Source organism: Shimazuella alba (genome assembly GCF_009831235.1).
GTDB classification, from domain to species: domain Bacteria; phylum Bacillota; class Bacilli; order Thermoactinomycetales; family Thermoactinomycetaceae; genus Shimazuella; species Shimazuella alba.
Map to the genome: position 1 here is coordinate 112,245 of NZ_WUUL01000012.1, position 21,068 is coordinate 133,312.

Sequence of the window (21,068 nt, forward strand, 5' to 3'; positions counted from 1 at the left end):
TAAAATGATATGGAGGTGATGGGCTTGTCCCTGTTACATACACGCGAAAAAAAACTGATATCTATTTTGTATAGAAATAATCATTGGATAAAGAGTTCAGAGCTTGCTTCACAACTATCCGTAACTTCAAGAACCATTCGCAATGACATTCGTAAAATTAACCAAATGCAAAAAAAGACTATCATTACATCTTCCAGTCTTGGTTACAAGTTGATTGATCCTGCTTTTGTAATGAAACAAATCTACAGGGAAGATCCGAAAATCATTCCCAACACGCAAAAAGAGCGTATCTTTTATTTACTTCGAAAAATGATGACGCAGGATCATATAAATATCTATGATCTATCAGAAGAAATCTATGTAAGTGCCTCAACCATCGACAAAGACCTAAAAAAAGTACAAGCGTTTCTTGATAACATTTCCGATATGAAAATCAAAAAAAAGGGAGATCATATCTATATTCAAGGTAACGAAAAAGAAAAACGTACTTTGGTTAGTGAGATCCTCTTCCAAGAAACCCAAAATTCGTTTTTCAATCTGCAAAATTATCAGCCTTATTTTCCAAATTACCAATTGGAATACATCTCAGAAATCGTTCTATCTATTACTAGCAAATATGATGTATTAATCAATGATCTTTCACTCGTTAATTTAGTAGTACACATAGCAATCACCTTAGATCGTGTCCAAGACGCTAACTTGATTAAAGACCCCGCCTTGTCTATCAACCAAGAAACACCTGAGTACCAATGTGCTCTAGACATTGCTAACGAACTTTCTTTTGCGTATAGCATAACTATTCCTGAGAGAGAGATCGTATATTTAGCCTATTTAATCATCGGGAAAAAGATTACAAACCGTCTTGCCCATACAGATCCATCATTGGAGGGTGCACTGGATTCTACCTATGCTCATCTCATCTCACAAGTATTAAAAAAGTTGGAAATCACTTTTGGTGTACAACTGTTTGATTTAGAGTTAAATATGAATCTAGCATTACACACAAAAACGGCTGTTGACCGCGTAAAAAATGGTTTGTTAGTGAAGAACCCGTTTCTAACAGAGTTAAAATCGCATTATCCCTTTATTTTTGAAATCGCTATCTTCCTTGCAAATGAACTTTATAAAGAAACAGGCTATGCTTTTCGCGAAGATGAAATTGGCTATTTCGCCCTTCATATCGGTTCTACTTATGAGAAAATAAATCAAAAAAAGCGCAACACTTTACAAGTGGCAATCATTCACTCTAAATATTTTAAAGAAATAACAGATTTTATTCATAAAATAGAAGAGCTCTATCACCTGTCGATCCGCCCGATCCATGTTTCCACTCTTTATGATCAAAAAAAGCTTAACAATCTTGAAGTGGATCTTATTTTATCGACTCTGCCTATCGATATAGAATTGGTTCATCCTATTGTACAAATCTCGCCATTTTTCAATCAAAATGATCAATCCAAGTTCGAAAAATTTATGAAAGACTTTTATAAACAAAAACAATTAAAGTTATTAAAGAAGCTTATAGATCAATACTTTCACGAACAGCTATTTTTTAAGAACCTTTTGTTTCACGATCGCTTTGAACTGATTCAATACATGGGAGATGTGTTGATCCAAAGAGATATCGTTTCTAAATCTTATGTTGAATCTATACTTAAAAGAGAAGGCATTTCTCCTACTTCTTTTGCAAGTCATTTCGCTATTCCTCATGCGATACAAATGAGTGCAAATAAAACTGCCATTGGTACTGTTATTTTGGAAAAACCATTGAAATGGGGAGACTATCCTGTTCATGTTGTCATTGTTATTGTGGTGAAACAAGAAGAACGAAAAGACTTCATGTTACTATACGAAAACCTAATACCGATCTTAACAGATCCTCGAAAAATAGCAGAGCTTACGAAAGCCAAGGATTTCAATCATTTTAAAGAAATCTTACTGAAAGAATATGTACATACATCTTAATAACAAAAGCTGATGATGTTTGTTATTAAGTCCAACTGCATAACATACCTCTACAACCTTAAATCTTCGAATAGAGATGCTCTAGGACAAAGTTCGTGTTGATCTCACGGTATTTTCGGTATGAAGATAAACCCACTCATCATCACAGTGTAGGCAGACTTTACCTACGTTTGGGGACTCGTACTAATCTGTCCTATCTCCTTCAAGGAATGCAGTTGGATTTCCTAGTATTCGTTCTGCCATTCGTGTCGAGTCATGCTGTTCTTGAACTCTTTTGGTGTCCATGCAGCTCCGTAGAGTTGTTTTCCTCCAGTTTGATGTGAGGAGGTTTGACCTTTCAAAAGAAACCTTGTCCCTTCTCTTTCATCAAATAACATTCATCTTAAAATTTTTTGCCCCCTCTTGATTCATAAATACTTCAATTTCCTCTGTAGAAAATTTATTACAGTCTCCTTTAATTGTATGTTTCAATGCGGAGGCAGCTGTTGCAAAGGATATCGTATAATCCATACTTTTTTTAGTCAGTAACCCATGTAAAATTCAAGCAGCAGCATCTACACCACCAACACGATCAACGATTGGGTTCAGTTCAGGACATGCTTCCTTGAAGAGTAAAGGACTCCTTCCCACCAATGTATGATGACTAGCAGATTCTACTTGTCGTATCGTCGAATAGAACAATGTGATATTGGGATAACGCTCTTTCATTTGCTCGTATAATTTCCCAGCAGAACAATAATCAACATATGGAAGCAATGTGGATAATACCTCTCTGGCCTTGTGAGAACTCCACATTTTAGCTCGATAATTAATATCAAAACTTACCTTCACTTTTCTTTTTTTGGCTTCACTCATCAATTTTTGCGTCATGATCGCCCAGCTATTTGATATTGCTGGTGTTATTCCAAACTCTATTTATTTGCATACGCTCGCTTGCCCTGGGTGTCTTTACTTTGCTGTCTACTCTATTTCTGGGAAGATTAGCAATTTTTTATTTTTCATACATATGAGATGAGAGCCTGAATCCTTAGTTTTAGAAACTTTATATATAAACTTGCAATAATGTACTATATGCCATTGGACTTTAGGATGTATAAATACATGAAAATACCCTTAAAAGGAGTTCTCTCATGAATATTACATCTTTAATCGTATACTGTTTTATTGTTACTTTTACACCCGGACCGACTAATATCATCATATTGTCCACTGTGCATAATTTTGGGATAAAAAAAGCAATGAAATATACCTATGGAGCAACGATCGCTTTTGGCTTATTACTTGTTCTTTCTGTTATATTAAATACAATGCTTATCGCAATAATACCTAAAATTTTAATGGTTATGCAGATAATCGGAAGCTTATATATCCTCTATCTCGCTTATCAAATTTACAAAATGGATACATCAAAACCAGCTGTAAATCAAACTGCTACCTTTCTATCTGGCTTTCTTATGCAGTTTTTAAATCCAAAAGTGATACTATTTACAATGACTGTAATACCTAGCTTCATTATGCCTCACGGTGCCACATTACCTGTGGTGACAATAAGTGTTATAGCTATCACTATTATTGGGTTTTTGGCATTTGTGACATGGGTTCTTTTCGGTACAATCTTCAAGGATTTTTTACAAAAACATAAAAAAACTGTTAATATAACGATGGCATTATTTTTAGTTTATGCTGCAATCATGATATGGATGTAAGTCAGCCGATGAAGAGGTGAGTGAAATGGACAAATTTATTTATAAAAAATCAGCAGGTATTACTGCTTTATCAGCAAGTATTACTGATTTTACGTATAAAAAACACGCTCACAAGGAGTATGCAATAGGTGTAACATTACGTGGTATTCAACATTATAACTTAGACGGCAGCTTACAACTATCCTATCAAAATGGTGTTATGCTTTTTAATCCAGAACAGGCACATGATGGAATGGCACATGATGAGTCAGGACTTGATTATGTTATGTTATATATTGATCCGCAATTACTTTTAGAGGTTATGGAGAAAAAGAATATCGTATGTTTTTCAACCCCTATTGTGTATGATGATAGACTCTCACAAAGAATATTAAATCTTTCTCACGCCATACTGAGCGGAAAAGATGAAATGGTGTGCAGTGAATTACTCGTATCCCTCGCAGATAGCCTTATTCAAAATAATCTTTCTACAGACTATAAGAAAGATACCGCTCTAATTAAGAAAGCAAAGGAAATGCTTCATGCCAGCTTGAAAGATGTAATTAAACTTGACGAGATAGGAAAAGAGCTACAGTTATCAAGGTTTCAGCTTATCCGATTATTCAAGGCTCATACTGGAATTTCACCATATCAATACTTTCTTAACTGCAAGTTAGAACGCGCAAAGCAGTTAATAGAAAAGAATAGAGATGTTTATTCAGCAGTAGCTGATTGTGGTTTTGTTGATTTAACTCATTTAAATAAGCATTTCAAAAGTGTATATGGAACTACAGCATTTGAATATATGTTGCATTTACATGGTAAGAAAGTGCCAAGAAACGATTTATGTACGACAAGAAACTGTCCCTTTGTCATTAACAATTTGGTAAATCGATGATATGGAAGCTGCCATCCGTACACTTAAATTTTTACATTCCAAATTGTCAAAAGCTTAGAATTGAAATAGACTACATGCCCTTACAGATAAGAAAAAGCTCCCTCAATAGAAAAAACGCTATTCTTTCGTATGTTTCTCATATGTTTAGCTTTTTTTTAATTTAGGGATCCCCTAACAATTGCTAACAAAAAAAGACTTCTGTTTTCATAGACAGAGGTCTTTTTCCCAGATGACCTTAGTTACCATGATTCCTATGATCGGAATGATCTGTTTTTCCATCATTCATATTACTACACCCCATTGGAATTAATCCGATAACAAGAATAAGCACACCAATCAAATTTTCTTCTACGACTCTACCCCATCCATTGTTTTACTCTAGGTATTCTCTAATCTCTGTATGTGCATCCAATCAAAAAGACACATTGATCAAAGATACATCCGCTAAAGAAAACAAAATACCAAATACAGGCATAAAGATATGAATACGGGTATATACTCCTTTCTCTCCTTCTGCAATGTAATGTTGATCATATAACTAGATTCGATCTGTCTTTCTTTTCCTATTTTCAAGACATTTTTTATCGATAGAGGTGGGATGTGTTTGGTTTTATTGGTTTACTTGAACATCAGGCTCCTATTTCTTCCTCCTTTTTATTTCTACTGAGCTCTGTTTATGTCAAAAGAATGAACGAACATTGCAAATCAGAAATTATCCATTTATTACATATGCATATGATCGGAATGATCTATATAAGTTGGTAAAATAGGATGGAAGTATATTGCTATCAATAGGAGAATTGTATAACCCAAAAGGATAGTAAGAAAGAATTTGTGGTTTGGAAGTGCTATTTTCTCTTGGTATTCAGGGGACTTATTTTCCAGTACTTCTTTTCGTATAAGAAAGATGATCAAAATGCAACTTAATTTAAAAACAATAATGAGATAGGCAAGTGTGATAATTGGTGATTCAGTTTGGATCATGACACCTAACATTGCACCCATCATTCCACCCATGATGCCCGCCAAAACCCCATCTAAAGAAGCTATTAGGTGGATTGGTTTTCCTGTAAGAAAACCTACTGCCATGCCAATTATGATAGCGATCTCAGTTGCTCCAAACATTTTCCCAATGAGCATACCTAGGATGGTTCCTAGCAACAAACTGGATAACATTGCTATGCCCATCGAAATCATCATACCTGTCATTAGTGTGAGAGATTTTTTATGCTGATGTGTGAGAATAACTACATAAGTGGTACATCCAATTAAAGTCAGGAATCCAAGAGCGATAACATACAATTCACAACGCCCCTTTGTCTATGAATCTGCTCTTTTGCTTCATTTCAAATGATAGAGATCATGATTTTAAAGCACTATTTTTGTTTGATATGGATAATGATACACCTGTCCATTTGAATCTCAACAGAAACAAGATGTTATTATTGCTTGTTTCTGTCTCAAAAACTATCCTTAACCCAAGAATCCATTTGATTGTATAAATATACTCCACCCCATCTTCTTTAATAAGATGATTTTGTCGTCTTGAGTTAAGCAACCAAATGAATCGTTTAACATCTATATTTCATATTGTATATATTTTATTTATTTTTAATAATAGCTCTAATTGGTTATTTATAAGTAAATGCTATCATTTTTAGAAGGGGAAATGCCCTTATTTCAATTTCCGCAAATAAAACTATTTTAAAATGAACCAATGTAAGCCAATCGGTAATTATGCATGATACGAGTTTACTGTAGTTATTGGATGTACATCTCACAGTCCATTGTCATATGCATATTTTTAATTATTTCCACTTATCTTTTCTTATATATATATCTACTTTTTGATTTTTTATGATAAACTATTCAGAAAAAAGATAGGAATCTATAAACATGAAAAAACCTATATTTAAAAATTTACTAATTTCTGTTTCCTTATTGATATTATTCATAATATTTGTAGCTGATCTCGAAAAAATACTGGTATTTTCCATCATTCTCTTGGTACCCTTTGCCCTCTATCTTATTCCTACTTTAAAAAGAAATGGAAATAATTCTCGTTATCATACTTTTATATTAAAATTCCACCTTTATTTTGCAATTTCCGTTGCAATCTCACTTCTATTACCTACTGGAAGCGTTTTATCTGGAATATTTTCGATACCTTGGATGATTTATACCTTTGCCTTATTTGGTTATGGAATAAGACGTTTTATGGAACGTGGCGTTTATCTTATTGAAGAAAATGCGGTTGATACAAGTTTTTTCTATGCTTTCATAGGTGGAATTACCCTATGTATATATTGCTTTTCCATCGATCAAATCATTTATTATCATCTAACTTTCTATTTTCATTTTACTGGAATTTGCTCTACACTCTTTATTGGTTGGACTGGAAGGATAATTCCTCTCAATAAAAAACTAAGTTTCTCTTATCGTTGGGCGGCTATAGGTACGATGATAAGTCCTCTGATCGTTGGAATTGGTATGATGCTGACAAATCTTTGGATAGAAAACCTAGGATTATGGATTTATACCTTGTGCATGATTGGTTATTGTGTTTTTATCTGGTTTCAAATAGAAAAAAAAACTTTCATCAGCGGTCTCTGTATTCAGCTATCCGCCATAATATTAGTTATAAGCTCTATTTTATCGATCATAAATGGTGTATTTCAATTACAAGGGCATACATGGCTCAGCACAGGGCAATGGCTATGGTATCATGAAATCCCAATTGCTTTTGCATTTATAGTAGGAGTACTTGGATGGTATTATCGACAGCCGATAGAGAAAAACAATCTATATCAACTACCTCAAACTAATATTAATGGAGAATCATTTATCGGAAATGATTTCTTACAACGAAATGGATACCAAGATAAAATCGTTTCTCATTCTGGTATTGTAACGAATCTGGAAAAGTTCAGAAGAAATGACCTTAATATCAATTTACTGCATCCAAAAGTAGTCTCTTTTCTTGAAAATACATCCTTATATGATGTTGCTATAAATGCCCAATGGCGTAAATCCGCTTGGTTATTTGAAAAACTTCACAAAGCATATTCAAACAAAATACAACAAGCCAATGTCCCCTCTCCTCATGAGGGCACCGTAGAACTAAACAGCAAAATTATTAGTGTTATCAATCACGAGCAATATTGGAATAGAAAAATGAATGCTTGGCTTTGTAGTTATAAGAACACAGGGGAGACCTTTATAACTGGTATTTATTCCGCTCATGTACATAACGGTGAACGTTATTTACACTTTACAATGCCAATCCCTGGATGCAACCGAGCAACGATCTATCGTCTAGAACATGGCATAGATGGTTCCTTGCAAATTTCCTCTGTTCCAAGAAAAGGTGGAACTGGTGATGAAGGGCATTATATCATGACAAAAAACTTTTCAATTCGTATTCCTTTCAATGAACATAAAATTATTTGGATTGATGAATATGGGAGATTGCAAATGACACATCGTTTCTGGTTTTTTGGAGTAAAGGTTCTTACTCTGGAATATGAGATGATTGCAAAATAAACCTAACACTAAAAACCCAACTTTCGTTTTATTTCTGGTTTTAGAACAAAGAGAATAAATCATGCATAATCTAGTTAGATACTGAAACCATCCTACTTTTTTGGTATATCCATATGGATTAGAGATTTATTAAATCTCTAATCTTTTTTGTCTATTCTTGTTTCATAAGGCGTGTTACCAAGAAAGTTAGTTGACAGACTTTTTGCTATTATTTTTGTAAGCATGTTCTTGAAAATTCCCTTCGTCTATTCCAGTATGACATCGCTTGTTTCATCAAAAATAGACAACTGGATGATCTCCCTAATCTACATTATCAGAATCAAGTTCTTTTGTTTCGATTTTTAATATTTCACTTTCCATATCTGTGTTTGACCAGCAACGGCTTCTTTACTATAGGTTTTTTCTATGCTTTGGATCTTTTCTCCATTTGTAATAACTATCGGTGTTACTGTACTGCTCGCTTTCTTTTTGATCAGCTCTAAATCAAATTCCATAAGTAAATCGCCTGCTTTAATTTTATCATTTTTGTTTACATATACTGTAAAACCTTCGCCTTTCATTGCCACCGTTTCAAGACCAATATGAATTAAAATTTCCAAACCTTTATTGGAAAGGATACCAATTGCATGTTTTGTAGGAAAAATTTGGATTATTTCTCCGTCTATCGGCGCTACTACTTTACCATCGAAAGGGATAATAGCTACACCGTCCCCCATCATCTTTTTTGAAAAGACCAGGTCAGGTGTTTCCTCCATTTTTATCATCTCTCCGCTTAATGGCGAAACAAATAATTCTTGCTCTTGTTTTTTACCAAATAATTTATCAAACATTCTCTATTCCTCCGTTCTTCTTAAAAGAAAAAGACCTAAAACACGCGCTTTAACATACTTCACGCTGTTTTAGGTCTCGCTTGATTGAACAGTAACCATCCCTATATCAATTTGTATTCTAATACTAATATATAATTAAAGCGCTTGCAAGATATTCAATTTCTAATTAATCTTTCCAAAAATAGTAAAAGCCATTCTGCTTCTGCAAAGAAACTTATTTAAAAAGACCACATTCAATAATTGAATATCAAAATACCCTTCCTATCTATTCATTTAATTGCTTGGAATGACTTATAGCTATATATTACATTGAAATTCCCATTGCTATCTAATTATTTTGTAAGTCCTTTGCTGAAAAATACCCTGGCAACAATTCATTAATCGTTGTCACTACAAAATCTCCTTTTAAGTTTGCCAGAATGATTTGGGTATCAGCTCCACAAAATTCTGCAAGGACTTGTCTGCATGCACCGCATGGTGCAATCGGTCCGTCTGTATTTCCTACAACGGCGATCGCTTTGATTTTTTTTGCACCTTCTGAAACGGCCTTAAACACTGCCGTCCGTTCTGCACAGTTTGTCAATCCATAGGAGGCGTTTTCAATATTGCATCCACGATAAATTGTATTGTCAGCTGTCAACAACGCTGCTCCTACTTTGAAATTGGAATACGGGACATAGGCTTGTCCACTCGCTGAAATCGCTTCATCAATAAGTTGTTTCCATTCCATCTTTTTTGACCACCTTTTTAGGTTTTAACCAGGATAGACAGATAATTTCTAATTTGCCATTTATTTCAACATCAGACTATGCCTATTTATCCGTTATAATCGTATGAATTAATGGAGAAGTCTTTGCTTTATTTGATATCGTAATATTTTCATAAATCTTAGCTTTTACATCCTCCACATCTTTTCGATTAGCATAAATAGTAACTAGTGGTTCACCTTCTTTTACTGCTTCGCCAACTTTTTTATGCAACATTAAGCCAACAGCTAGATCAATCTCATCTTCTTTTGTTGCACGACCTGCTCCCAAAAGCATTGCAGCGATGCCAATTTCATCTGCCACCATATTAGAAACGATACCTGAAGTTTTAGCAGGTATATCGATTACATATTTAGCTTGGGGTAATTTTTCTGGATGATCTACGACAGAGCTATCTCCACCTTGATTACGCAGGAACTCTTTGAATTTTTCAATTGCTTTTCCATTCTTCATCACTTCTATTAACATTGCACGCGCTTCTTCTAATGTTTCTGCTTTTTTAGCGAGTACAACCATTTGACTTCCTAATACGAGTACCAATTCCGTTAAGTCTTCTGGCCCTTCTCCTCTTAATGTATCCATTGCTTCCTTCACTTCGAGCGCATTTCCAATCGCAAATCCTAGAGGTTGAGACATATCTGAAATAACAGCCATTGTTTGGCGACCTACATTATTTCCGATTCGCACCATTGCATGTGCTAATTCCTTTGCATCTTCTTCTGTCTTCATAAATGCCCCTGCACCTGTCTTCACATCAAGGACAATAGCATCAGCACCAGCAGCAATTTTTTTACTCATAATAGAACTTGCGATTAATGGAATAGAATTTACCGTTCCTGTCACATCACGTAATGCATACATCTTTTTGTCGGCAGGTGTTAAATTGCCACTTTGTCCAATAACTGCAACCTTATTACGGTTTACGATATCGATAAACTGCTCTTTCGTAATTTCAACATGAAATCCTGCTACTGCTTCTAATTTATCTATTGTGCCTCCTGTATGCCCTAAACCTCGTCCAGACATTTTCGCAACTGGTACATCTAAAGCCGCCACTAATGGACCTAAAACTAATGTTGTTGTATCACCAACTCCACCAGTTGAATGTTTATCTACTTTTATCCCTTCAATCGCAGATAAATCAACCGTGTCTCCTGACTCAACCATCGCCATTGTTAGATCAGCACGTTCACGATCAGACATATCTTGAAAATAGATCGCCATTGCCAAAGCACTTACTTGATAATCAGGTATTGTACCTTCTGTATATCCATTAATAAAAAATTTTATTTCCTCTGTCGTTAGTTCTTTACCGTCACGTTTTTTACCAATGATATCTACCATTCTCATTACAAATCACTACTCCTTTATTCATACTCTTAAACGATTAAGCCAACAATCGTTGCCGATAAAAAGCTCACTAAAGTTGCTCCGAGAAGTAATTTCAACCCAAACCTTGCTACCACATTTCCTTGTTTTTCATTTAAACTTTTAACAGCACCAGCGATAATTCCGATGGAAGAGAAGTTTGCGAATGAAACAAGGAACACAGATATAATAGCAGTTGTTCTTTCTGTGAAGTGAAAGTTGCCTTGTGCTAAATTTGTCATAGCAACAAATTCATTTGATACCAGTTTCGTCGCCATAATGTTACCCGCGTTAACAGCTTCATGCCAAGGAACTCCTATAATAAAAGCAAATGGCGCAAATACATAACCGAGGATTTCTTGGAATGATATACCAATTATTCCTTTGAACACAGCATTTATAAAAGCAATCAGAGCAATGAATCCAATCAGCATCGCCGCTACCGTAATAGCAACTTTAAAGCCATCCATTATATATTCTCCTAATACTTCGAAAAAGCTCTTTTTCTCTGTCTCTTGTACTTCTAACATATCTTCTTTTTCCGTAACATCATAAGGATTAATAATCGAAGCGATAATAAACCCACCAAATAAGTTAAGTACTAGAGCCGTTACAACATATTGAGGTTTTAATAAAACCATATATGACCCAACGATAGACATAGAAACAGTTGACATCGCTGAGGCACATAATGTGTATAGTCTTCTTTCTGATAGTAAACCTAACTGCTTCTTAACGGAAATAAACACTTCTGATTGCCCTAAAATTGCTGAAGCTACAGCATTGTATGATTCAAGTTTCCCCATTCCATTTACTTTACTTAAAGCTAAACCTATATACTTCACAATGAACGGTAATACTTTAAGGTGCTGTAAAATACCAATTAACGCTGAAATAAACACAATTGGCATTAATACACCTAAAAAGAAGGAGAATTCTTTTTGATTTACCAAGCCTCCAAATACAAAATTAATACCTTCACCAGCATACTTTAACAGTTGTCCAAAACCATTTGCAATTCCAGCGATAAGTACATTCCCTACGGTCGTATTTAATAAAATAAAACCTAAAATAAACTGTAATATAATCATGATTATAATAGGTTTGTATTTGACTTTTTTCCTATTATTACTAGCAAGCCATGTGACACCTAAAATAATGACGAGACCTATAATACCTATAACGTAATTCATAAACACTCTCCTTTTGTATCCGCTTACATATTTTTTAAAAAAATTTATAAATCTATTACTTTCAACATTTTCGATGCATGTCAGTAGTTATTTGGATCACTTTCTTTATCGTTTAAGACAATCGCAACACTTGCACTTGCTCCGATTCTAGAAGCTCCAGCTTCCACCATTTTCTCTGCATCTTCGCGTGTGCGAATGCCACCAGATGCTTTCACTCCAACGTTTTCTCCAACTGTTTTGCGCATTAATGCAATATCTTTGGAAGTTGCTCCACCAGTGGAAAATCCCGTTGAAGTTTTTACAAAATCAGCTCCAGCTTTTACAGATAATTGGCAAGCTCGAATTTTTTCTTCATCTGTTAACAAACAAGTTTCAATAATAACTTTTACAAGTGCTTTTCCTTTTGCAGCTTTTACAACTTCATATATATCCTTTTCAACAAGATCATCTGCACCAGCTTTTAGAGCTCCGATATTGATAACCATGTCTACTTCCGTTGCACCTTTTGCAATAACATCTTTTGTTTCATATACTTTTGTCTCAGTAGTATTTGCTCCTAAAGGAAATCCAATAACTGTGCAGACCTCCACACCTTGTCCTGCTAATTCTTCAGCAGCTAATTTTACCCAAACTGGATTAATACAAACAGAAGCGAAGCCATATTTTTTTGCTTCTTCTAAAACTTTTAAAATATCATCTTTTTTAGTATCTGGTTTCAAAGCTGTATGATCAATTAAATTCGCTATGTCCATTTTCTTTGCTCCTCTTATCCCTTTTAGCACCTTCATTCTAACTCCACTCCGAACAAATGTAAATACACCTTTGAAATTTTGTTCAAATCTTTTATTTCTTATTTATTATTATTAAATCAAATCCAGGCTTTTATTAGTAATCAAATAAAAAGGCCTCTCAAATTCATTATGTTTGAGAGGATCTCCTATCTTTCATTTTTTTATAATTTAGTAACTCTTTCGCAGTATGCTGATCTATAATCACAACATTTGCGTATCCTCCGCTTAATGCGCCATCAATTGCTTTTACCTTTCTTGATCCTCCCGCAACCAGAACGGATCTTTTCTTTAAGCGAAGCTCTGCTAAATCAATGCCAATTGTACGCTGATTAATTTCAGCACTGCAAATATTACCATCACTATCAAAGAAACGTGAACAAATGTCACCAACGGCTTGCTCTTTCAATAAACTTACTTCTTTTTTATCTAAATATCCTAATTGGAATAATAGAGCTTCGTCTCTAACTGTTCCAACTGTGAAAATTGCAATATTTGCTTGTTTTCCCATCTCAATAATATGGCGAATATGTCTATCCTGTTCGACTAGTTCTTTTGTAACTGCGTTATCAAATATAACTGGAAGCGGTAGGTTTTGTGGTGTTGTTTGAAAGGCATCTGCAAATAGGGTAATCGTTTCGTTTGCATATGTATTAACACTTGAATGACTAATACCTCCTTTTAATTGAACAACCTCTACCCCTTTTATATGCTGAGGCACAATTTTTCTAGCTATTTCATACATCGTTGTTCCCCAGCTCACACCGATGATATCACCATTAGTAACAGTCTTCTCCATATATTCAGCAGCGTATTTACTAATGTATGCTGTAATAGTCGCATACTCTGGTACTGGAGAAAATACAACATGTGCTTCTAATAAATCATATTTTTCTCTAAGTAAGTTTCCTGCATTGTCTAAATCAGCAAATGGGTCCGCTATATGAATTTGAACGAACCCTTTCTCTTTTGCATATTTTAACAATCTCGAGATGGTTGGTCTCGAGATATTCAATTTATTGGCAATTTCTTGTTGACTATAGTCCGATTGATAGTATAGTCTTGCGACTTCCACGCTTAATTGTTGTTTCTCTTTGTCCATAGTACCCATTCGTATCCTTTCTACATTTGCCTGTCATGGTATGCCATTGTAAGTACAAACATTATACCACTTGTATTCCATTAAAATTTCATAGTGCTTCCCTCAGGATTGGAAACAACCCAAACATCAAATAGAAAAAGCCGATTTTCCTTACATACATGAAATCGACTTTACTTTTATTAGAACAGATCATAATAATATCATTTGTGGATGACAGAGGATAATTTTACGATTTGGATGGGCTTGCAAAGGCGGAGAAAAGCCCTAAAACAATATATAAGTAACCAATTATTTGATTTATTAACTTGGAACTATCTTTACTACCTATCATACGATTTCTAATACTTGCTGCAAGAAGAGCATAGAGACCATCATTAATAAAAGCTAGGATAATAAATATAGTTCCTAAAAGCAAAAACTGCACGGGAACTGATCCAGCAGAAGTTGATATAAATTGTGGAAAAAATGCTAAAAAAAAGAGTGCTGTTTTAGGATTCATTACTTCTACAAGCACGGATTGATATAAAATCTTAGTTAATTTTTTACGCGGAGATTTAGGAATTTCGGAAGTTGTTGAATTTGATGAAAATAACAAAGTCTTACAACCCAGATAGATAAGATAAGCAGCACCTAAGTACTTCACGAGATGAAAGGCTGTCACAGAAGTCATAAGGATCGCAGAAACTCCTAGGGCACCAGCTAAAACATGAGCAGATCCGCCAAGTGTTACACCCAGAACGGATACTAGTCCCGCTTTTTTCCCCTGATTTATACTTCTTGCCATAATGTATAATACAGCTGGTCCAGGTATGATTAATAGCGCAGCAGCAGAAACCGCAAATAACCAAATAGTTGAAAACTCCATAAGTAACAACTCCTTTTCATCCTATTTTCTAAATTAGTAAAAGATATTTCGCTGTAATTTCGTTTTGCATTCCTTATTCCATGATTTAATAAATAATTGTCTTCGTGTAGTAGGTCCTAATCCATATATTTACAACTTTTCATCATTGCCTCTGCCAGCTGATGTGAATTCACATCAGCTTCTTCATATAGTTTGCCAATAATATTTTTTTTGTCCTCTTCATCGCGATTTTGGCTTAGCTTATATGCTGCTTGAACCTCTCGGACTTTTATTTTAAAACCGACAATCCCCTTTAATTCAGTCTCTAACAAGTCAGGTGAAAGTTTTTCCCATAAAATCGGATTCTCACGATGCCCTTCATATTTATTTAACAGCTTTTTAAGCCCGTTTATTAACTCTTCTTTAGTTACTGTTTCTGCTTTGCCATAGATATGGACAGCTTGATAATTCCATGTAGGAACATTTTCGTGATTGTACCAAGAAGAGGATATATAGGCATGCGGCCCTTGAAACATAACTAAAACTTCTTCTGATTCCTCAAAAGTTCTCCATTGAGGATTGCCAAAAGCCAAGTGCCCTGTCATATAGTAATGACCATCCACATCCTTTTCTAGATATAGAGGTAGATGAGTAGCTATCGGCCTACTTTTCTTTGTTGTAACAAGTGTTCCAAATGAATACTTCGTAATAAATTCTTCTATTTCATCGATAGCAGTTACTTTAAAATGTTTAGGAATATACATGATTAAGCTCCTCCTCCATTACTTAACGATAAAAAACAGTATCATTTGATGGTGCATAAAAAATAATAAGATAGAAACTGACATATAAAAAGGTACAATATGAAGAAACAACACATGTCAGAGGAGATCATAAATGAAAAATACTATCTTTATTGTTAATGATGGCTCTCCAAAATACAAACAAATTTACGAACAACTTAAGTTATATATTGAGCAAGGTGACATACTGACTGATGAACAATTGCCCTCTATTCGTCAACTTGCAGACTCCCTCCAAGTAAGTCGTAATACAACACTAACAGCATATGAGCAGCTTGTAGCGGAAGGATATATACGCGGAGAAGGACGCAAAGGGTATTTTGCAAATAAATTAGAACCTTATATTTTCCCAGGATCATCAACACCTCCTATCAAAAAACAAACAACATCAGCGAAACCTTATATCATTGATTTCCGAGCAGGAGCTGTTGATCAAACGAATTTTCCATTAAAAACTTGGAGACGGATATCCAATCAAGTATTAACTTTAAAAGAGAGCTTTTTTTATGGGGAACCCTTTGGTGAAGAGAATCTACGCGAACAAATATCTGCATACTTGTTCCAATCCCGCGGGGTGAAAACAGATGCAAATGCGATTATTATCGGTGGCAGTACCCAACAATTGCTTCTCTATCTTGGGCATATTCTGAAGAACGATGTTGCTAGTGTTATCGTAGAGAACCCTGGGTATGATGGTGCTAGAGGGGCTTTCCAATTAAATGGTTTTGCGCTTGAAACTTTACCAGTTTATGAAACAGGTGCTGATTTTTCATCATTAGAACAAATGAAATCTCGAATCATCTATGTAACGCCTTCCCATCATAGTCCATATGGGGTAAGCATGCCCATTCAGCAACGACATTCGCTTATTCATTGGGCTAACAAGATGCATGGGTACATTATTGAAGACGATTATGATAGTGAATTCCGTTATACACAACAGCCATTTCCAGCCTTAGCATCCATCGATTCCACAAGAGTGATTTATCTGGGTAATTTCTCTAAATCTTTTCTTCCAGGAATCCGTTTAAGCTACATGGTGTTACCACACCCTCTATTAAATCATTACAAAAATCAATTTTGTCATTTCGAAAATACCACTTCCCTTCTTAGCCAGCTCACCATGGCTAAATTTATGGAAGAAGGAGAATGGAATCGCCATATCAAACGCATGCGCCTTGTCTATAAACGAAAAATGCACCACTTAGTATCTTCATTAAGCAAAGAATTCAAGCAAAGCCTATCTATCATTGGCAAGCAGTCTGGTTTATATGTATTAGTCAAAGTGCACTTGGATCGTTCTGAAGAATGGCTAATCGAACGAGCTTCCTCTCACGGTGTGAAAGTATATCCCACCTCTATCTACTTCATGAAAAATAACTTGGATGAACCCATGATTAAACTTGGTTTTAGTAATCTTTCTTGTGATGAAATCCAACTTGGTGTAAAGCTTTTAAAAGAGGCTTGGGTAAGGGATATGGATAAATAAAAATTTCTCTGGTTATGACTGAGGAAAGTTTTTGTTAAACGTCAGGAAAATGATTAGCTTTAAAAACTCCAAGATATATCGAAATTCTAGATAACACGAGGCATTATTATTCTTGTATTTTTCGATTAGCTGCTTTTCGGCATTTCCTGTCAGGTACTATCATAATAAATGTCCTGACATTCAAAACTCGGATACGATCTTCTTCTTGAATTTTTTAGAGATCAGTATGATTGTACATCTTTCTTTTCTTTTTTTAATTGAATGTACCTTATTCAACAGTCTTTCAAAATAAAATCTATTTCGATCTTTTCGTCATATACAGTATTAGATCGTCATCAGCATACACTTTCAAACTGATATTTAATTTTTTATTGTAAAAGGTAAATCCTCTGCCATTAGAGATATAGTCTCTATTAACATATAATCACCCACCACCCCGGGGGCTAGCTCAGTAGCGTTACCAGATCATAGTGTTTTCCTAATCTTTGTGCCTGACCGTAATGCATGTGTATTCCAACTCCTACTCCTGCAATTCTAGAAATTTATCTAATGCTATTTTTGTTCGACGACATCCATTAAACGATTCCCTACCCCTAATCTTCTAATTGACTTAATTATTCATTTCATCCTATCTCCTCTGCTCTTAGATATAGTCGAGACTGTTGTTTTTTGTTCCCTTTAAAATTCATTTAATAAATCATATAATGACCTAATGCAGGTAACAGAGAATTCCCTTGATGTAAAATTAGAATATTACTTGCAATTAACATCCTTATTAGGCAGGTGAGGGAAATGAATAAACAAAAACAGTGGTTTAAAGATACCATAGCGGCTGGTCGTCGTCATACTGTTGGGCTTCAATCGGACGGAACAGTGACGGCTGTAGGTGATAATAAATATGGCCAATGTAACGTAAGCGATTGGCTCGATATTGTGACAGTCGCTGCTGGTAATGTTCATATGGCTACAAACACAGGTAATACTCATACGATTGGGCTTAAAGCGAATGGTACTGTTGCCGCAGTGGGTTGGAATAAACATGGCCAATGTGATGTAAACGACTGGGGCGATATTATAGCAGTTGCGGCGGGATGGCGTCATACCATCGGCCTTAAATCGAATGGTTCGGTGGTAGCTGCGGGCCGAAATAATGAAGGCCAATGCAATGTAAGCGGCTGGCATGATATTGTGGCGGTCACGGCGGGTGACTGGCATACCGTCGGGCTTAATTTGGACGGTACTGCGATTGGTGTAGGTAATAATCAATATCTCCAATGCAATGTAAGCGAATGGACCGACATAGTGGCAGTTGCGGCAGGTTATCTTCATACTGTTGGAATTCAATCAGATGGCACAGCGGTTGCTGTGGGTCAAAATAAGGCAGGCCAATGTGATGTGAGCGGCTGGCACGGTATTGTGGCGATTGCGGTGGGTAGTAATCATACCATCGGCCTTAAGTCAGACGGTACTGTGGTAGCTACGGGCTGGAATAAATATGGTCAATGTAATATAAGCGAATGGTGCGATATTGTAGCAGTTGCAGCGGGTTGTGCTCATACCATCGGCCTTAAATCGAACGGCACAGTGGTTGCTGTTGGTGATAATGAATATGGCCAATGCGATGTAAGCGGCTGGCACGACATCCAATTGCCCAACAAAATTTGACCATCCATTATTGTTGGGTATTCTTCATAAACACGAAACGTAGGATAAGGTAAGAAGTTTTGGCTGCCTGATCAGGGTGTATTGTCTGATATAATACACCGTTATAAAACAACATCCACTCTGAAGCCTGTCACCACCAGCAACAAGAAAATATGAATATTACAATAAATTGTTTAAATTTTATACTTTATACATATACCCCCGTCCTGTTTTTGGATGGGGGTATAAATAAAATTGTTTAAAAACACTTCATTGACCTTAAAACTTGTCCATAAAGTCGTTTCGTATTAAGTTAGTTCGTTTCGAATTTACTTCTGCACTATCTGAATAAGGTTGCCACATGTATCGTCGAAGACAGCTATTGTGACTTCGCCCATTTCTGTCGGCTCCATCGTAAACTTCACATCTTTTTCCATTAATCGTTTATACTCTTTACGAATATCCGCAACAGCAAACATTGTCGCTGGGATACCGTCGGCAAATATCTTCTCTTGATACTCTTTGGCAGCAGGATGGTCATTCGGTTCGAGTAGAAGCTCGGTACCGTCTTGATTATTGGGAGAAACAAGCGTTATCCACCTAAATGCTCCAGCGGGAACGTCTTCCTTCTTTACAAACCCCAGCTTTTCTGAATAAAATTCCAGTGCTTTGTCTTGATCATGTACAAATATACTGGTAATAACAATTTCCATCCTATTGTTTCCTCCTTTGTTAATTGTGAAGCATGGTCCTGTGTATCAATCTGGTTGCACCTACATATTCGTCGGAAATCTGGTCCGATATTATAAAATTACTATATCCACCCTTTCAGTAAGTTTTTAAGTGGTTCGTTGTTAAACATAAGTACTCGATATTTTCCCTTTCGTTTTGATTTTACGAGATCTGCATCTTCCAATGTAGTAAGATGTTTAGCGATCGCCTGTCGCGAAATGGAAAGGTCGTGCTTCATAATGAGACGTGCCGTTAGTTCATACAACGTCAGCTCGTTGCGTTCGGATAGTTCGTCTAATATAAGCCGCCGAGTCGAGTCGCCAAGTGCTTTGAATATCGCGTCTTTGTCCGAATTCATATATCAAGTATATGCAACTTTATGGTTGCTGTCAAATATAAGAAACTGTAAAGTTGCATACCAAAGGAAGCTCATCATGGAGATCTACACCATCAATTAGGACAATATTCTTTGGAACTTTCTCTGCACTATTAATGGCATTTGAGGTGAATTTTGAAGAACTAGTAATAAAGACCCTCTTACAGCATTTTTGGTTGATAGAGCCCCAACAAAATTAAGTATCTCTGGCCAGTAGCATCTCCTAACTCCTCCATCGCAGCAAGGTTTCGCTTAGCTCCTTAGATATCTCGTTTAATTTACGTTGCTTCTGGTTTTGTTTACATAGCATCTTTGTTTTCCTTTTATTGTGGTTAAAATCTGCAATATAATGGGATCTTCTTGTGGAGGTGGGTGGAGTATCCTTCATTGCAATTTTATCCCCAGTAAGTGCATCATCATGATATTCTCGTTTTCGCCCATCGCATTCATGCCCTTTCCAAAACAACTTCCTAATTTCTCTTAGCGATAGACCCGTTAACCGTGAGATTTTCGTGCATTTTCTTCTGTTAGAGCTTGTATGCATTGTAGTTTTAACATTTGCCATTGCATGACATTATCATGTAATAGCATGTTTATTAAAATTATGTATCAGAAATCTTTACAATTTAATCATCGCTAGCACCAATTTATATGAATTCCTCTTTGGTTTCTGAATATTATTGTTGTTGAATAACTAAACCTTATCCTGCTTTCGTTTTTTTAAGTATCTTTTTCAAAATTTATCTTTAAATTAATCATTAGCCAAGATAAAGATATCCAACCGACATTAACAGTTGATATTTAAACCAAGTTTATTGCAATTTATCGCCCGTACACAAAAAAGCTGCTGGTTCTGCCTCATTTATAAAATTTTCTTTATTCCGAATAAATGATATAATAAAGATGTTGTTAAACTCACTAAATAGGAGGGTTTCCCATCGATAAAATCGTTTTGGTTCCAAACGAATGGAACACTACCGAAGAAAATTTAAACCTTATATTAACTGAGTTGCAAACTTAAATAATTGAAAGAGGGATAAC

At 35.4% G+C, this 21,068-nt stretch carries 19 protein-coding genes; 6 read left to right on the forward strand and 13 right to left on the reverse strand.

The genetic code is table 11. The features are described from left to right. The first annotated feature begins 24 nt into the window (after nt 1–24). The gene (locus GSM42_RS16240; RefSeq protein ID WP_160802580.1) at nt 25–1,965 is read left to right on the forward strand and encodes a BglG family transcription antiterminator; all 1,941 of its coding nucleotides are present in this window, start codon (nt 25–27) and stop codon (nt 1,963–1,965) included. 540 nt (nt 1,966–2,505) lie between these two features. Here GSM42_RS16240 and GSM42_RS20795 read toward each other — a convergent pair. Further along, nucleotides 2,506–2,835: a carbohydrate kinase family protein gene (locus tag GSM42_RS20795; RefSeq protein WP_160802581.1), complete on the reverse strand. Its 330-nt coding sequence runs from the start codon at nt 2,833–2,835 to the stop codon at nt 2,506–2,508. A gap of 260 nt (nt 2,836–3,095) precedes the next feature. On the opposite strand from GSM42_RS20795, the gene GSM42_RS16250 reads away from it, so the two are divergent. Then, nucleotides 3,096–3,671 (forward strand): LysE family translocator, encoded by a 576-nt coding sequence (locus tag GSM42_RS16250; protein ID WP_160802582.1) that lies wholly within the window; start codon nt 3,096–3,098, stop codon nt 3,669–3,671. 25 nt (nt 3,672–3,696) lie between these two features. After that, nucleotides 3,697–4,548, forward strand: a complete 852-nt coding sequence (locus GSM42_RS16255; protein WP_160802583.1) for a helix-turn-helix domain-containing protein — start codon at nt 3,697–3,699, stop codon at nt 4,546–4,548. Nucleotides 4,549–5,271: 723 nt separating this feature from the next. Here the strand turns inward: GSM42_RS16255 and GSM42_RS16260 are convergent. Then, nucleotides 5,272–5,850, reverse strand: coding sequence for a hypothetical protein (locus GSM42_RS16260; RefSeq protein WP_160802584.1), 579 nt, complete (start codon nt 5,848–5,850; stop codon nt 5,272–5,274). 594 nt (nt 5,851–6,444) lie between these two features. On the opposite strand from GSM42_RS16260, the gene GSM42_RS16265 reads away from it, so the two are divergent. After that, a complete protein-coding gene (locus GSM42_RS16265) occupies nt 6,445–8,091 on the forward strand; it encodes a YndJ family transporter (RefSeq protein WP_160802585.1) in 1,647 nt (548 codons plus the stop codon). 341 nt (nt 8,092–8,432) lie between these two features. Here the strand turns inward: GSM42_RS16265 and GSM42_RS16270 are convergent, their stop codons facing one another. The 8 genes from GSM42_RS16270 to GSM42_RS16305 all read right to left on the reverse strand — a co-directional run bounded on the left by GSM42_RS16270 (nt 8,433) and on the right by GSM42_RS16305 (nt 15,747). Further along, nucleotides 8,433–8,921 (reverse strand): PTS sugar transporter subunit IIA, encoded by a 489-nt coding sequence (locus GSM42_RS16270; RefSeq protein ID WP_160802586.1) that lies wholly within the window; start codon nt 8,919–8,921, stop codon nt 8,433–8,435. A 328-nt stretch (nt 8,922–9,249) separates the two neighbouring features. After that, nucleotides 9,250–9,651, reverse strand: coding sequence for a cytidine deaminase (locus GSM42_RS16275; RefSeq protein ID WP_160802587.1), 402 nt, complete (start codon nt 9,649–9,651; stop codon nt 9,250–9,252). Between the two features lie 82 nt (nt 9,652–9,733). Next, nucleotides 9,734–11,038 carry a pyrimidine-nucleoside phosphorylase gene (locus tag GSM42_RS16280; RefSeq protein WP_160802588.1) on the reverse strand — a complete coding sequence of 435 codons (1,305 nt, stop codon included), beginning with the start codon at nt 11,036–11,038 and terminating at the stop codon, nt 9,734–9,736. 29 nt (nt 11,039–11,067) lie between these two features. After that, nucleotides 11,068–12,249: a NupC/NupG family nucleoside CNT transporter gene (locus GSM42_RS16285; RefSeq protein WP_160802589.1), complete on the reverse strand. Its 1,182-nt coding sequence runs from the start codon at nt 12,247–12,249 to the stop codon at nt 11,068–11,070. Nucleotides 12,250–12,329: 80 nt separating this feature from the next. After that, a complete protein-coding gene (gene deoC, locus GSM42_RS16290; RefSeq protein ID WP_160802590.1) occupies nt 12,330–13,001 on the reverse strand; it encodes a deoxyribose-phosphate aldolase in 672 nt (223 codons plus the stop codon). A gap of 166 nt (nt 13,002–13,167) precedes the next feature. After that, the gene (locus GSM42_RS16295; protein WP_160802591.1) at nt 13,168–14,139 is read right to left on the reverse strand and encodes a sugar-binding transcriptional regulator; all 972 of its coding nucleotides are present in this window, start codon (nt 14,137–14,139) and stop codon (nt 13,168–13,170) included. A gap of 226 nt (nt 14,140–14,365) precedes the next feature. Further along, nucleotides 14,366–15,004: a LysE family translocator gene (locus GSM42_RS16300; RefSeq protein ID WP_160802592.1), complete on the reverse strand. Its 639-nt coding sequence runs from the start codon at nt 15,002–15,004 to the stop codon at nt 14,366–14,368. 116 nt (nt 15,005–15,120) lie between these two features. Further along, nucleotides 15,121–15,747 carry an FMN-binding negative transcriptional regulator gene (locus GSM42_RS16305; protein ID WP_160802593.1) on the reverse strand — a complete coding sequence of 209 codons (627 nt, stop codon included), beginning with the start codon at nt 15,745–15,747 and terminating at the stop codon, nt 15,121–15,123. A gap of 133 nt (nt 15,748–15,880) precedes the next feature. Between GSM42_RS16305 and pdxR the strand changes: the two genes are divergently transcribed. Together pdxR and GSM42_RS16315 are read left to right on the forward strand one after the other, a co-directional pair. Next, entirely contained in the window at nt 15,881–17,275 is a 1,395-nt protein-coding gene (gene pdxR / locus GSM42_RS16310) for a MocR-like pyridoxine biosynthesis transcription factor PdxR (RefSeq protein WP_160802594.1), read from the forward strand. 792 nt (nt 17,276–18,067) lie between these two features. Next, nucleotides 18,068–18,940, forward strand: coding sequence for an RCC1 domain-containing protein (locus GSM42_RS16315; RefSeq protein WP_160802595.1), 873 nt, complete (start codon nt 18,068–18,070; stop codon nt 18,938–18,940). A gap of 308 nt (nt 18,941–19,248) precedes the next feature. Here GSM42_RS16315 and GSM42_RS16320 read toward each other — a convergent pair whose 3' ends face one another. From GSM42_RS16320 to GSM42_RS21445, 3 genes are all read right to left on the reverse strand, one after another. Continuing rightward, on the reverse strand, nt 19,249–19,632 hold the full coding sequence (locus GSM42_RS16320) for a VOC family protein (RefSeq protein ID WP_160802596.1): 384 nt from the start codon (nt 19,630–19,632) through the stop codon (nt 19,249–19,251). Between the two features lie 101 nt (nt 19,633–19,733). Further along, nucleotides 19,734–20,009: an ArsR/SmtB family transcription factor gene (locus GSM42_RS16325; protein WP_160802597.1), complete on the reverse strand. Its 276-nt coding sequence runs from the start codon at nt 20,007–20,009 to the stop codon at nt 19,734–19,736. A gap of 31 nt (nt 20,010–20,040) precedes the next feature. Beyond that, nucleotides 20,041–20,208: a restriction endonuclease gene (locus tag GSM42_RS21445; protein ID WP_420821008.1), complete on the reverse strand. Its 168-nt coding sequence runs from the start codon at nt 20,206–20,208 to the stop codon at nt 20,041–20,043. Nucleotides 20,209–21,068: the final 860 nt, after the last annotated feature.

What these genes read in the sequence shown, in the direction of transcription:
- GSM42_RS20795 (WP_160802581.1), bottom strand. Translation starts at nt 2,835, where the DNA reads ATGACGCAAAAATTGATGAGTGAAGCCAAAAAAAGAAAAGTGAAGGTA.
- GSM42_RS16250 (WP_160802582.1), top strand. Translation starts at nt 3,096, where the DNA reads ATGAATATTACATCTTTAATCGTATACTGTTTTATTGTTACTTTTACA.
- GSM42_RS16255 (WP_160802583.1), top strand. Translation starts at nt 3,697, where the DNA reads ATGGACAAATTTATTTATAAAAAATCAGCAGGTATTACTGCTTTATCA.
- GSM42_RS16265 (WP_160802585.1), top strand. Translation starts at nt 6,445, where the DNA reads ATGAAAAAACCTATATTTAAAAATTTACTAATTTCTGTTTCCTTATTG.
- GSM42_RS16270 (WP_160802586.1), bottom strand. Translation starts at nt 8,921, where the DNA reads ATGTTTGATAAATTATTTGGTAAAAAACAAGAGCAAGAATTATTTGTT.
- GSM42_RS16275 (WP_160802587.1), bottom strand. Translation starts at nt 9,651, where the DNA reads ATGGAATGGAAACAACTTATTGATGAAGCGATTTCAGCGAGTGGACAA.
- GSM42_RS16280 (WP_160802588.1), bottom strand. Translation starts at nt 11,038, where the DNA reads ATGAGAATGGTAGATATCATTGGTAAAAAACGTGACGGTAAAGAACTA.
- GSM42_RS16285 (WP_160802589.1), bottom strand. Translation starts at nt 12,249, where the DNA reads ATGAATTACGTTATAGGTATTATAGGTCTCGTCATTATTTTAGGTGTC.
- deoC (WP_160802590.1), bottom strand. Translation starts at nt 13,001, where the DNA reads ATGGACATAGCGAATTTAATTGATCATACAGCTTTGAAACCAGATACT.
- GSM42_RS16295 (WP_160802591.1), bottom strand. Translation starts at nt 14,139, where the DNA reads ATGGACAAAGAGAAACAACAATTAAGCGTGGAAGTCGCAAGACTATAC.
- GSM42_RS16300 (WP_160802592.1), bottom strand. Translation starts at nt 15,004, where the DNA reads ATGGAGTTTTCAACTATTTGGTTATTTGCGGTTTCTGCTGCTGCGCTA.
- GSM42_RS16305 (WP_160802593.1), bottom strand. Translation starts at nt 15,747, where the DNA reads ATGTATATTCCTAAACATTTTAAAGTAACTGCTATCGATGAAATAGAA.
- pdxR (WP_160802594.1), top strand. Translation starts at nt 15,881, where the DNA reads ATGAAAAATACTATCTTTATTGTTAATGATGGCTCTCCAAAATACAAA.
- GSM42_RS16315 (WP_160802595.1), top strand. Translation starts at nt 18,068, where the DNA reads ATGAATAAACAAAAACAGTGGTTTAAAGATACCATAGCGGCTGGTCGT.
- GSM42_RS16320 (WP_160802596.1), bottom strand. Translation starts at nt 19,632, where the DNA reads ATGGAAATTGTTATTACCAGTATATTTGTACATGATCAAGACAAAGCA.
- GSM42_RS16325 (WP_160802597.1), bottom strand. Translation starts at nt 20,009, where the DNA reads ATGAATTCGGACAAAGACGCGATATTCAAAGCACTTGGCGACTCGACT.